The organism is Acidisoma silvae (assembly GCF_020618775.1).
GTDB lineage: Bacteria > Pseudomonadota > Alphaproteobacteria > Acetobacterales > Acetobacteraceae > Acidisoma > Acidisoma silvae.
On record NZ_JAESVB010000002.1, the window covers coordinates 1 to 11,839 of the forward strand.

Sequence of the window (11,839 nt, forward strand, 5' to 3'; positions counted from 1 at the left end):
CGCCTGCGGCCCTGACGTATAGTGAATTCGTGGGAAAAGCGAAGACATCAAGAGCGCCACTTCATAATCGGCAGTAGCGCGGCCAATTCCGACATAGGCCGCGCCGGGTGCCGGCTTTAGTGCTTCAGTAATGCGCTGCGACGTGGCGGATCGGCATGACCTCAATCACATCATCGTTCAAATCAACAGGCTCTTCGCCAAAGCCCGCAGCCGCTTCACCCTCGCCAGCATCGCTTTCAAACAACGAGCGCCACAGCTCAAACGACGCGACCAGGCCGCTATTGGGGCTGCGCCATTCGCCGAGCCCTTCCCGATTGAAATGCGCCTGCCCGTTCGGCCAATCGCCGGCAGCCACCGCCCGCGCGACATCCGGATTGGCAGCCGTATAAAACTCCTCGGAGAATGCAAGAAGCGAGGTCGCACGCCCCTCAAAATATCCGAAATTGGCGTAGTGATATTTTCCTGATTCGCATTCGCCACGCCTGATGGACGTCGCGACGTCCGGATTGCGCTCGAGGTAATCTTCTTCGTCAAAATCCGAAAGCTCGATCAACCGCGACAGCAGAAAGCGCAGCAGCGGCTCCGGCACAGAGGCTTTCTCACTATCAACGAAGAGTTTTTCCTGAAAAAGCTTATATGGAACGACGATCATTGATAGTTCCCAACGAATAAAGAAAGATCAGCTTGTATTGTCTCACATGCCGGTAACACAACCGACCCCACATTTCTTACCATTAGAGCTCAAACTTGATCCGGATCGTTGTAATATCCCCAGATGACATAAACCCGACCTCATGACCCAGGATATTTATCAGAAAGTTTCGTTAATTTGTGTTCCAAACTGCGATCTTTTTGCCATCATGAACGACGATCAGCTAAATTTTCGCATATAACGGGTCTGCTTTATGGCTGTATCATACCCAGATCCAGCTTAAATCGGATTCCGCCGGACTCGTGCTATTCATTTGAACACACAAGTTCCTCTAGCCAAATCCTCGCGACCTGAACTAGAGAGTCCGCAGATCCACGGCGCCCATGCGCGGATCGCAGTCCTACCGTCGCAGAACAGAATAGCGAAGTCTCATCTCATGCCGAACGAAGCCCCCCAGGCAGAGCCGCCGGAGAAAGCACCGGCGGCAAACGCCGTGAGCCCTAAGACCGTCAATTCCAGCTTTCCCCCGCCGGCCGATCAACCGACCCAGATCGGACCGCGCGGCATTCGCTACGACATCAATCATGGCGCACGCATCTCGCTGCCGGAACGCAGCGAAGGCCATTGGCGTATCCGCCTGACCGATCTCGATAGCGGCAATATCCTGTTCCAGAATGACAGCAAGGGCGCATTTGTTAGGTCATCCAAACGATTCTTCGTGCGATTCGGTATCGACGTCTGGGATGTGAACGAAGCGGGCGTTGAAACATCCGTCCTGAGCCACAAGCTGGATCTGCGTGACCGGGAGGTGCTTGTCCATTTTCCGATCGGCACATTGGGCGACACCATGGGATGGTTTGCCTATGCCGCGCGCCTGGCTGAAACGACGGGCGCCCGCGTCACCTGCTCTCTGTCAAAACTCATCATCCCTCTCTTGAAGGACGCCTACCCGAATCTGCGCCTTGTCACGCCCGAAGAGGTCGTCGAGCAGAAGCTGTCGGAACAGGCCTATGCGACTTACTGCCTCGGCCTTTTCTTCGATGACGCCGTCTTTGAATGGCAGCCGACCGATTTTCGATATGTCGGACTGCATCGCACCGCCGGCTATATTCTGGGCGTAGACCCGACTGAGGAGGCGCCTCGAATTGTCATTCCGGACGACAGCCGACCGATCGCCGAACCTTACGTCTGTATTGCCGTGCAGGCATCGACGCAGGCCAAGATGTGGAACAACCCGAACGGCTGGCGCGAGGTTATCAGCTTCCTGAAGGCACGCGGCTTCAGGGTTATCTGCATCGACCAGAAGCCCGTCCATGGCGGCGGCATCGTCTGGAATCACATTCCCCACGGTGCGGAAGACGAGACCGGCAACAGACCGCTGGCGGAGCGCGCACGCTGGCTGCGCCATGCCGCAGCTTTTATAGGATTGTCATCTGGGCTGACCTGGCTGGCATGGGCAGCGGGCTGCCCCATCGTGATGATCTCGGGCTTCACGCATCCCAGCAACGAATTCGATACACCCTATCGCGTCATCAACTGGCACACCTGCAACAGCTGCTGGAATGACCCGCGCCATCGCTTCGATCACCATGACTATTTATACTGCCCGAGGCACAAGGGCACGGACCGGCAGTTTGAGTGCACGCGCCTCATTACGCCCGCCCAGGTGATCCGCGCGCTTGAGCGCGTACCCGCGGTCGCCGCCACGACACAATACGATCAGGCGGCCGACTGAAACGATGGAAGCGCCGACAATCGAGGCCGCCAGCGGCATTCGCTTTGACTTCAACGAGGGTATCCGCGTGGCCCTGCCGGAACGGCCGTCAGGGCAATGGCGCGTGCGCCTTTCCGACGCCGATACCGGCAATATTCTCTATGAAACGTCGATCGGCGCAGGCCAGGTGAGCAGCGCCAAGAAATGGTTCTTCCGCGGCCGGATCGAAGTTTTTGATGGCGACCGGTCAATCCTGGACCATAGCTATGATGCGGCGGGCCAGGACGTTCTCATCCGCTTTCATATCGGCACGCTGGGCGATATCCTGGCCTGGTTCCCTTTTGCAGCCGAATTTGCGGCACGGCATGGCTGTAAGCTGACCTGCTGCATGTCCCCGCATCTTATTCCCCTGTTCCGAGACGCCTATCCGCATATCCGCTTCACGACCCCGGACGACCCGGACGATCGCATCTATTATGCGACCTATAAGATGATGATGTATTTCGGCGACGTGAACCGGGACTGGAATACCTGCGACGGCCGCTGGCTGAGCCTGCAAGGCAATGCCGCGCATCTTTTGGGGATCGAGTAACGCGAAATCCGGCCCGTGCTGGCGCTGCCGGATGACAGCCGGCCCATCGCCGAACCCTATGCCGTCATCGCGACCCAGGCGACAGGACAGGCGAAATACTGGAACAATCCCAACGGCTGGTCCGAGACCATCGCCTATTTGAAATCCATCGGATTGCGGGTCATCTGCATCGACCGCAACCGGACGGAGTTACGCGGTTATAATCAGACCTCCATGCCACCCGACGCCGAGGACCAGACCGGCGATCGCCCGCTGGTGGAACGCGCCCGCTGGCTGCGCCATGCCTCGGTCTTTATTGGCCTGTCCTCCGGCCTGTCATGGCTGGCCTGGGCAGCTGGCTGTCCCGTGGTGATGATTTCCGGCTTCACCCATCCCACCAACGAGTTCCATACGCCGTACCGGGTCATCAACTGGCATGTGTGCAATTCCTGCTGGAACGACGATCAAACCAGCTTCGATGGCCAGGACCGCGCCGATTATCTGTGGTGTCCGCGCCAGAAGAACACGCCGCGCATGTTCGAGTGCAGCCGTGCGATCACCGCCAGACAGGTTATCGCCACGCTGGGGCGCGTGCCGGGCCTTGTCCCCGCAGCGTAAACCGTCCGCGATCAAATTTATTCGCAGATTGAAATTGCGCCGGAACTGATATGGCACTCAGGCGCCAGCCCGTGTAGAAGACCCTGGTCTGTCTTCTGGTTCGCAGACGACGCGGCAACTGGATGAGTTTGCGGCTCTGCCAGTGGAGCGATGCGGGGAGGTTTGCGGCCCTCCCCGCATCAAGTCTAACGACGCGGCAACTGCCGAGCAGATAATGCAACGGCGTCGGCGCCATTTTAGCAGATCTTTCTTAAAAAAAACTAGACCCATTTGAGCCTAAAACGGGCGGTTTTTTACACAATCCCAAGATCATGGCGGCGTTATAATTGCGCATTCAAATCGACATGCGCCCAACAGCAGTGTCAGTTGAATTTGATCCCAAGGCAGGCGCCGAGCAGAAAAATATGCACGCCGCCTCTTGGTGCCCGGCGAACAGCGAAAATCGGCAGTTTCCCGCCATCGCGCCAGCGATCGGCATAGGCTGGCATGCCTCTGACGATGGTCAATCGGTGAGACGAAAATAAGAGACGCATAAGAAGCCTCGCGGAAACCGCACGAAACGATCACGCGATCATAGGACCGGCATGACTCTCGCCTGAGCCCCAAATAGGGCAGCGTCCCAGCCTGCCTGCGCGTTTTAAAGGCCTGCCTTGCGTATTTTGGTGTGTCATCGCGGACCGCGCGCACGGACCAAAAGCAAGACTATTGGCTAGCCTCGCCGCCCACCAACCCAGCCATCGCCGACGCACACGATTCGAAATCAGAACGGATAAGCGCGGCCATCCGGGAAGACGATGAAGCGGCGCGAGCCGCTTTGGCCGATCCAGTCGCCGTAGCTATCTTCATGCATCCGCATGACCTGGACATAGCCCTGATTGCGCGCGTCATAGGCCGCTTCCGGTTCGCTGATCCCAGGCATGGTGATCCAGGATCCGATCTGCTGCGGCGTCATGGGCGTGCCCATCGGCGCCGGCGCCATGGGACTGGCCTGCGCCCAGGCGGGCGCGATGCCGGCCGAGGTGCAAAAACCTGTCAGAAAGCCGAGAATGATCAGGATGCTGCGTGCCATAGGCCGCCTCCCCTCTCTGCTGCGCCCCGTCTATCCGGGGTCTTGAGAAAGGATCATACGCCCTTCGTATCGAACTATGCTTGAAAAAACCGCGATCGGATGCCGAAACCGCGTCTTAGCTGACCCAGGCCAGATAGCCGGACACGGTAACGAGCGACAGAATTGTGGAAATGAGGATGGCATTCGCTGTCACCCGCGCCTCGCGCCGATAGAATTCGGCCAGCATGAAAGGGCCGGTGCCGGTCGGCAGGGCCGAGAGCACGACGGTCAGATGGGTTACCGCCGGCGTCAGGTGAAACACCTGCGTTGCCAGAATCCAGGCCAGGACCGGCTGCACGATCAGTTTAAGGCCGACCAGCATCAACCCACCCGACAGATCACCGCGCACCGGCGGCTCCACTGTCTCCGTCCGGCGCTTCTCGCCCAGGAACAGGCCGAGGGCGACCAGCGCGCAGGGCGAGGCCGCGTCCCCCAGCAGCTTGAAGAAGGTTTCCGCACTGCCCGGAAGATGCACGCCACTGGCTGTCCACAGCGCGCCGAGCACCGGCGAGACGAGCAGAGGATTTTTGACCAGCGACAGCCCGACCTTGCGCGCCAGGCGCACCGGATGCGCCTCTGTCTGCAACCCGATCTCAATCAATACAATCGCAACCGCGAAGAGCACGCAGACGGTGATGATGGCCGAGATCGTCGTCAGCGTCAGGCTGCCGCGCCCGAAGATGATGATGCTGAGCGGCAGGCCGATAAAGCCGGTATTGGCATAGGACGCGTTCAGCCCGTCGATGCTGACATCGGCCAGATGCCGGCCGCCGCGCAGACGCAGTGCGATTGTCAGGGCAAAGATGATGAAACAGCCGAGCGTGAAGGCCGCGATGAAGCGTGGCTGGTAGAGCGCGACCCAGGTAGTATGGGCCATGATGTCGAACAGCAGCGCCGGCAGCGCCAGATAGACCACGAAGCGATTCAGCTCCCGCGTCGAATTCGGCCCCAATATGTCAGTTCGGCGGCAAAGAAAGCCGACGAAGATGAGCGCGAAGATGGGCAGAACGATGAAGAATGTCGTGAGCATATGGGACTTTGCCAGATCACCTCCGGCTTAACGCCCGCCCCGGCCCACTCCAACCCTCACTTTTGCAATGCAGCAGAAACTTTGCGCATTAACCCGCCTCTGCGCAAATCGGTCCGATATAGCGCGATTGCGGGCGAATCAGCCGGCCCGTTCGCTGCTGTTCCAGCGCATGGGCAATCCAACCGACGATGCGCCCCATGGCGAAGACGCAGGTGAAAGCCTCCGGCGGAAAGCCGACCGCTTCCAGCAGAAGCGCCGTATAGAATTCCACATTCGTTTCCAGCACACGATTTGGCTTAGCCGCCCGCAAGACGGATAAGGCTGTCTGCTCGATCTTCTCCGCGAAGGCGAGCCGCTCGGCCGCCTGCGGCGACACCCCGAGTTGCCGCACCGCGGCTTTCAGCGCATCGGCCCGCGGGTCACGCGTGCGGTAGATGCGATGGCCGAAGCCCATCAGCCGGCCGCCCTGCGCCACCTCACGCTCCAGCCAGACCCGCGCATCGCCCTCCGCCGCAATCGCGTCCAGCATGGCGATGACCGGGCCGGGCGCACCGCCATGCAGCGGTCCCTTCAAGGCGCCGAGCCCCGCCAACACAGAGGACGTCAATCCTGCCCGGGTTGAAGCGACAACACGGGCGGCGAAGGTCGAAGCATTCAGGCCATGATCGCAGACGGTGCCGAGATAGGTATCAAGCGCGCAAGCCAGCCTTTCATCCTCGCCGTGTCGCCCCAGCATCGCCAGACAATCCGCCGCATGACGGCGCGCCGCGTCCGGCTCAATCGGTCGCTGTCCTGCCGCCAGACGAAGCATCAGCGGCGTCAGCACGGCGGGTGCCGCGATGAGCCGCAGGGTGTCATCCGGCGCGATGCCGTCCGGCAGGACGGCGATGCCGGCGCGGACCGCGTCATAGATATCGAGCCTTGCCAATTGATCCATCATAGGCGCGATGCGGCTGAAGACATCCAGCCGAGCCTTCCCCAGTGCCGCGCGCAGCGCTTCCCCCTGCGGCAGACCAGGCACAAGGTCTTCCAGCAGCAGAGTGACGACGGATTCAAAATCGAGATGCCCGGCGATCCCGGCCAGCGGGCGTCCACGGATGACCAGCTTTCCTGCAACCCCATCCACATCCGAAAGCGTGGTCTCCGCCGCGACGACATCGTCCAGACCGCTGACCATCGTGATGCTGCTCCTTGACTGACAAGCATGAAGATGCTGCCGTCAGCAGATGTCATCAATCTTGATCAATTGAATCAATATGCCTGAATGGATCGGCCGCGACGCGGCTCTGGCTCGGCTTGGGGTTAGGGCGCAGACGCTCTACGCCTATGTCAGCCGTGGGCAGGTCGACATGCAGCCGGACCCGGCCGACCCACGGCGCAGCCTGTATCGCACTGAGGATATCGAAGGATTGCGGACCCGGCGCGGCCGCAGCCGGCGGGTCTCGGCCGTCGCGGCCAGCACGATGGCCTGGGGTGAGCCCTCCCTTGAGACTGCGATCTCTACCGTGCACCATGCGCGTCTGCTGTATCGCGGGCAGGATGCCATTACCCTTGCCGGGCAGGCGACCTGCGAGACCGTCGCGGCCTTGCTATGGGATGACACCGGACCGGTCGGTTTCCCAGGCCCGATGCAGGGGGCCAATGATCCTTTCTCGGCACTCGCGATGCTGATCCCGGCCAGTTATCCGGCGCTCGGCCGTGGCATCGACAAGCTGCAAGCCGATGGCGCAGAAGCGATCGGCTATCTGGCACAGGCTCTTGGAGCGGCGTCGGATCTCTCCCTTCTGCACCATAGGCTGGCAAGGGGCTGGGGCCTGGATTCATCGTATGACGAACCGATCCGCATGGCGCTGGTCCTGATCGCGGATCATGACCTCAATGCCTCGACCTTCGCCGTGCGGGTGGCCGCCTCGACCGGGGCGTCGATCCCTGCCTGCCTTTTGGCGGGACTTGCGACGCTCTCCGGTCCACGCCACGGCGGCGCCGCCAATGCGGCGATGGTCCTGCTGCACGATGCTCGCGAAAGCGGTGTGACCCGTGCCCTCACCCGGCATCTGGCCACCGGCCAGAAGCTGCCGGGATTCGGCCATCCGCTTTATCCGATGGGCGACCCGCGTGCCGCAGCGCTGCTGGCCGCTTTGCCGCCGGACGCGCTGACCCGGCAATTGTGGCAGGACGCCGCTGAACAGACCGGCGTGAAGCCCAATATCGATTTCGCGCTGGCGGCGCTGGCGAGCACGGGCGCCTTTCCGCCCGACGCGCCCTTTCGGCTTTTTGCCCTCGGCCGCAGCCTGGGCTGGGTCGCCCATGCCGTGGAACAGGTGACGGCCGGCAGCCTTATCCGCCCGCGCGGGATCTATAGAGGCAGGTTGCCGGCGGACTGACGGCTAGCGCTCGATGACCAGATCGCTGAGCGGCTTGGAGCAGCAGATCAGCACCATGCCCTGATCGATCTCACGCTGGCGGATGCCGCCTTGATGCTGCATCGAGACTTCACCTGACACCAGCTTGCTTTTGCAGGTGCCGCAGAGACCGCGCGTGCAGGAGGACGGCAGGCGCATGCCGGCGGCCCGCGCGGCGGCCAGAACATTGGTGTCGGCCGGCACTTCCACTGTGCGGCGGCTTTTGGTGAATTCGACCTTGAAGGTCTTGACCGCATCATCGGTATTAGCGGGCGGAGAAACGCCCGCGTCTTCCGGCGCCAGATCCTCGAACTTGAAGCTTTCCTCATGGTAGCGGGCCATGTCGAAACCGGCCTGCTCCAGGATGGCGCGCGCGCCGGCCATATAGGGCGCGGGACCGCAGGCAAAGACTTCACGATCCAGAAAATCCGGCACGGCGACTTGCAGCAGCGGCAGGCTGAGCCGGCCGCGATAGCCGCCCCAGCCCTCATGCGGACTGTCATGCTCGCAGACCGAGACGGCGCGGAAATTCGGCTCGCGCGCCATCAGCGCCAGTTCGTCGCGGAAGATGATATCGGCCGGACTGCGGGCGCTGTGCAGAAACACCGTGTCCGTCGCCAGCGCCAGATCATGAAAGCTGCGTGCCATGGACATGGACGGCGTAATGCCGCTGCCGGCCGAAAGCAGCAGATATTTGCCATTGGCCGAGGCGTGATCGACGCAATTGAACTCGCCCATCGGCCCCATGGCACGGATTTCCATGCCGGGCTTCAGGTGATCATGCATCCAGGGACTGACGACACCGCCGGCGAAGCGCTTGGTGGTGATGGCAACCGTATGCGGCCGCGTCGGCGCGGAGGAGATGGTATAGCAGCGATTGACCTGCTGGCCGTTGATCGTCAGGTCCAGCGTCAGGAATTGCCCGGGCTTGTAGCTGTGCAGGCGCGGCGACCGGCCGGAAAAGACGAAGGTCTTCACGTCATGCGTCTCCTGCCGGATCTCCCGGCAGACGAGCACGTCATCCTCCTCAGAATCCCACTGCGGCAGCGCCCCCGTTTCGGGCGCGACCGTCAGACGCTTCGCCGCCAGCAGGTCTGTCTGGGCCGCTTCCGTCACAGCCGACATTAGGCGATTCCGTCCTTCAGGCGATCCAGGTACCATTTGCAGAATTTCTCGACCAGCATTTCAGTGAAGGGCGAGTACGGGCCGGGCTCATAGGCTGGGGTGCGGGCACCGGCCTGAGCATATTCCACCAAGGTCGCGTCCTGCACATTGGTCGCGTTCCAGACACTGGTCAGATTCTCGACGTCATAGTCGATGCCTTCGCGGGCGTCCTTGTGGACCAGCCATTTGGTGCGGACCAGCGTCGTCTCGGCATCGAGCGGAATGGTCGTGAAGGTCACGATATGGTCGCTCATGAAATGGTGCCAGGAATTGGGCTGCGTCCAGAAGGACAGGCCGCCCAGCGCCGTATCGGTCAGATTGCCCAGCAGCTTCTTGGACGCGACCTTGGTGTCCAGCGTCTGGCTTTCGCCGCTCTGGTCGATCGGCAGGCGCTGCGTGCGGAAACCGGTGATGCAGTCGTCCAGGTGGTCGACCTCGGCCGAGGGAATGCCGCAGCTTTCCCACCGCGCATGCGATGTCGTCACCAACTCATCATAGCGCGCGGCCTGGGCCAGTTCCGTCTCATCCATCTGGCCGGGCGCGAAACCGAAGCCATAGGCGAAAAGCGGAATCGTCAGTTCAGGATGATTGCCCGAGCAATGGTAGCATTCGCGGTTGTTTTCCAGCGTCAGCTTCCAGTTGCCCTTCTCGATCAGGTCGATGGAGGCGGCGATCTTGGTATTGGGCAGATCATGCGGCGCCAGATAGGGCGTCATGACCCGGTCCAGCTCATCAATATCAGTCGGCGCTTCGGCCGCCAGACAGATGAAAATCAGGCCGGCGATGGAGCGGACATGAACCTTTTTCAGGCCGAAACAGGATTTGTCGAAATCCTCGCCCATATGCTCGGCATAGATGAGCTTGCCTTCAAGATCGTAGGTCCATTGGTGATAGGGGCAGACAAGATTGCCGACCGCGCCGCTTTCGCCCTGCACCAGTCTGGCGCCACGATGACGGCAGACATTGTGAAAGGCGCGCAGGCCCATATCGTCGTCGCGCAGGATGACGATGGAGTTGCGGCCCAGATTGACGGTGACATAGTCGCCCGGCTCCGGCACTTCCGGTTCCACCGCGACATAGATCCAGGTGCGGCCGAAGATCAGCTCCATATCCGCCTCGAAAATTTCAGGGCTGGTATAGAAGGGCGCTTCCAGGCTGTAGCCGGGCTGGCGCCGGGCGATCAGCGACCGCAGGGCAGCAACGGTTTCAGCGTTCAGGCCTGTCTGCTTCAGGGTCATCGCCCCGATCCTCCGATTTGAAGACGATCGACCATGCACGAATGGCCAAGTCCAAGAATGGCCTATCCTGTCTGGCCGGGGGCTGCTCTGTTTGCGCCGATGCGACAAGCGCCTTGCCCAAATCCGCGCGAGCCCATGCCTTATCTAAATAGCGCGATGCGCCCCTCGGCTATTCGAAAATCCGCATCGCTGCCAGATGGGCATTGGGCGGCGGCATCGTCGGCATGGCGGGCTCGTGGTCGACTGCGGGCGGCTTTTCACGCGTGCGCGCGTCCGTCGGCGTGAAACCGTGCAAAGCCTTGAATTTGCGCGAGAAATGGGCGCAGTCGGCGAAGCCCGAATCGAGCGCGATTTCGGTGATCGAGAGGTCCGTATGGTCCAGCAGCCAGCGGGCATAGCGCAGCCGCAACAGCCGGTAATGCTGCGCCGGCTTCACGCCCATGACGCTTTGGAACAAGCGCTCGAGCTGACGGGGCGAGATCGACAGGCGGGAGGCCAGTTCCGCGATCGGCAGCGGGTCTGCCACATGCTGCTCCATCAGCAGCAGGGCCCGGCGCACGCGCTCGTCACCGACAATCTCATCATTAGCCGGGGGATGCGGCTGTGCCTCGCTGCCCGCGCGCACGCGGTCCAGCAGCAGGATATGGCGCGCCTTCTGGGCGATGGCCCGGCCCAGATGCCGCTCGATCAGGAAACTGGCCAAGTCCGCCGTGCCTGCCCCGCCGGAACAGGTGATGCGATTGCCGTCGACGAAGAACATACGGTCCGCGATGACGCGATGATCCGGGAATTCGGACAGAAAATCCTGATAGCAATACCAGCTGACACAGACGCGCCGGCCCTTCATCAGCCCCGCGCGGCACAAAATGAAACCGCCTGTGCAAAGGCCGATAAGGGTCACGCCGTCGCGCGCGGCGGCGGCCAGATAGGCATTGGTCTCGTCGTCAATCTGCGGGCCGGTATGCAGCAGGCCGCCGACCACGACGATATAGTCGAAATTCTTGGGGTCCAGAAAACCGCTGTCGCGGTTGATTTGCACACCGCAACTGGCCTTTACCGCCGTCTGGCGGCTGGACATGATGGTCCAGCGGCACTGGATGGGCCGGCTGCGGTCCCCCTCATCGGAGGCAAGCCGCAAAAAGTCCACGAAGAGGGAAAAGGCCGAGAGGGTGAAATTCTCAGCCAGAATGAAACCGACGGATAGCGGCGGGCGGGTGCGCAGCCCGGCCATCTTGCCGTCATCCGCCAGCCTGCCTCGATAAAGATTTGCGACCATGGGGCGATATTACAATCCTGCGGGCAAAAGGCGAAGCGCCTTCGCCGTCAGCACAGCCGCATGCGA

At 61.4% G+C, this 11,839-nt stretch carries 10 protein-coding genes and 1 pseudogene; 4 read left to right on the forward strand and 7 right to left on the reverse strand.

Going from position 1 to position 11,839, the window contains the following annotated elements; translation table 11 throughout:
- Positions 1–124: 124 nt before the first annotated feature.
- Positions 125–652: a hypothetical protein gene (locus ASILVAE211_RS04625; RefSeq protein WP_227320140.1), complete on the reverse strand. Its 528-nt coding sequence runs from the start codon at positions 650–652 to the stop codon at positions 125–127.
- Between the two features lie 436 nt (positions 653–1,088).
- Between ASILVAE211_RS04625 and ASILVAE211_RS04630 the strand changes: the two genes are divergently transcribed.
- The 3 genes and pseudogenes from ASILVAE211_RS04630 to ASILVAE211_RS04640 all read left to right on the forward strand — a co-directional run bounded on the left by ASILVAE211_RS04630 (position 1,089) and on the right by ASILVAE211_RS04640 (position 4,079).
- Positions 1,089–2,387 (forward strand): autotransporter strand-loop-strand O-heptosyltransferase, encoded by a 1,299-nt coding sequence (locus tag ASILVAE211_RS04630; protein WP_227320141.1) that lies wholly within the window; start codon positions 1,089–1,091, stop codon positions 2,385–2,387.
- A 4-nt stretch (positions 2,388–2,391) separates the two neighbouring features.
- A pseudogene (locus ASILVAE211_RS04635) lies at positions 2,392–3,555 on the forward strand (autotransporter strand-loop-strand O-heptosyltransferase).
- 326 nt (positions 3,556–3,881) lie between these two features.
- Positions 3,882–4,079 (forward strand): hypothetical protein, encoded by a 198-nt coding sequence (locus tag ASILVAE211_RS04640; protein WP_227320142.1) that lies wholly within the window; start codon positions 3,882–3,884, stop codon positions 4,077–4,079.
- A 236-nt stretch (positions 4,080–4,315) separates the two neighbouring features.
- Here ASILVAE211_RS04640 and ASILVAE211_RS04645 read toward each other — a convergent pair whose 3' ends face one another.
- From ASILVAE211_RS04645 to ASILVAE211_RS04655, 3 genes are all read right to left on the reverse strand, one after another.
- Positions 4,316–4,624, reverse strand: coding sequence for a hypothetical protein (locus tag ASILVAE211_RS04645; protein ID WP_227320143.1), 309 nt, complete (start codon positions 4,622–4,624; stop codon positions 4,316–4,318).
- Positions 4,625–4,739: 115 nt separating this feature from the next.
- Positions 4,740–5,693, reverse strand: a complete 954-nt coding sequence (locus ASILVAE211_RS04650) for an AEC family transporter (RefSeq protein ID WP_227320144.1) — start codon at positions 5,691–5,693, stop codon at positions 4,740–4,742.
- Positions 5,694–5,781: 88 nt separating this feature from the next.
- Positions 5,782–6,870 carry a citrate synthase/methylcitrate synthase gene (locus ASILVAE211_RS04655; RefSeq protein ID WP_227320145.1) on the reverse strand — a complete coding sequence of 363 codons (1,089 nt, stop codon included), beginning with the start codon at positions 6,868–6,870 and terminating at the stop codon, positions 5,782–5,784.
- A 79-nt stretch (positions 6,871–6,949) separates the two neighbouring features.
- Between ASILVAE211_RS04655 and ASILVAE211_RS04660 the strand changes: the two genes are divergently transcribed.
- Entirely contained in the window at positions 6,950–8,077 is a 1,128-nt protein-coding gene (locus ASILVAE211_RS04660) for a citrate synthase (protein ID WP_227320146.1), read from the forward strand.
- Positions 8,078–8,080: 3 nt separating this feature from the next.
- On the opposite strand, the gene ASILVAE211_RS04665 is transcribed toward ASILVAE211_RS04660, so the two are convergent.
- The 3 genes from ASILVAE211_RS04665 to ASILVAE211_RS04675 form a co-directional block, all read right to left on the reverse strand.
- On the reverse strand, positions 8,081–9,220 hold the full coding sequence (locus ASILVAE211_RS04665; RefSeq protein ID WP_227320147.1) for a hybrid-cluster NAD(P)-dependent oxidoreductase: 1,140 nt from the start codon (positions 9,218–9,220) through the stop codon (positions 8,081–8,083).
- Entirely contained in the window at positions 9,220–10,497 is a 1,278-nt protein-coding gene (locus tag ASILVAE211_RS04670) for an aromatic ring-hydroxylating oxygenase subunit alpha (protein WP_227320148.1), read from the reverse strand. Before ASILVAE211_RS04670 ends, ASILVAE211_RS04665 begins: the two co-directional genes overlap by 1 nt.
- Positions 10,498–10,666: 169 nt before the next feature.
- Positions 10,667–11,773: a GlxA family transcriptional regulator gene (locus ASILVAE211_RS04675; protein WP_227320149.1), complete on the reverse strand. Its 1,107-nt coding sequence runs from the start codon at positions 11,771–11,773 to the stop codon at positions 10,667–10,669.
- Positions 11,774–11,839: the final 66 nt, after the last annotated feature.

Coding starts and splice junctions, on each gene's coding strand:
- ASILVAE211_RS04630 (WP_227320141.1), top strand. CDS start 1,089: ATGCCGAACGAAGCCCCCCAGGCAGAGCCGCCGGAGAAAGCACCGGCG.
- ASILVAE211_RS04665 (WP_227320147.1), bottom strand. CDS start 9,220: ATGTCGGCTGTGACGGAAGCGGCCCAGACAGACCTGCTGGCGGCGAAG.
- ASILVAE211_RS04655 (WP_227320145.1), bottom strand. CDS start 6,870: ATGGTCAGCGGTCTGGACGATGTCGTCGCGGCGGAGACCACGCTTTCG.
- ASILVAE211_RS04625 (WP_227320140.1), bottom strand. CDS start 652: ATGATCGTCGTTCCATATAAGCTTTTTCAGGAAAAACTCTTCGTTGAT.
- ASILVAE211_RS04650 (WP_227320144.1), bottom strand. CDS start 5,693: ATGCTCACGACATTCTTCATCGTTCTGCCCATCTTCGCGCTCATCTTC.
- ASILVAE211_RS04645 (WP_227320143.1), bottom strand. CDS start 4,624: ATGGCACGCAGCATCCTGATCATTCTCGGCTTTCTGACAGGTTTTTGC.
- ASILVAE211_RS04675 (WP_227320149.1), bottom strand. CDS start 11,773: ATGGTCGCAAATCTTTATCGAGGCAGGCTGGCGGATGACGGCAAGATG.
- ASILVAE211_RS04670 (WP_227320148.1), bottom strand. CDS start 10,497: ATGACCCTGAAGCAGACAGGCCTGAACGCTGAAACCGTTGCTGCCCTG.
- ASILVAE211_RS04660 (WP_227320146.1), top strand. CDS start 6,950: ATGCCTGAATGGATCGGCCGCGACGCGGCTCTGGCTCGGCTTGGGGTT.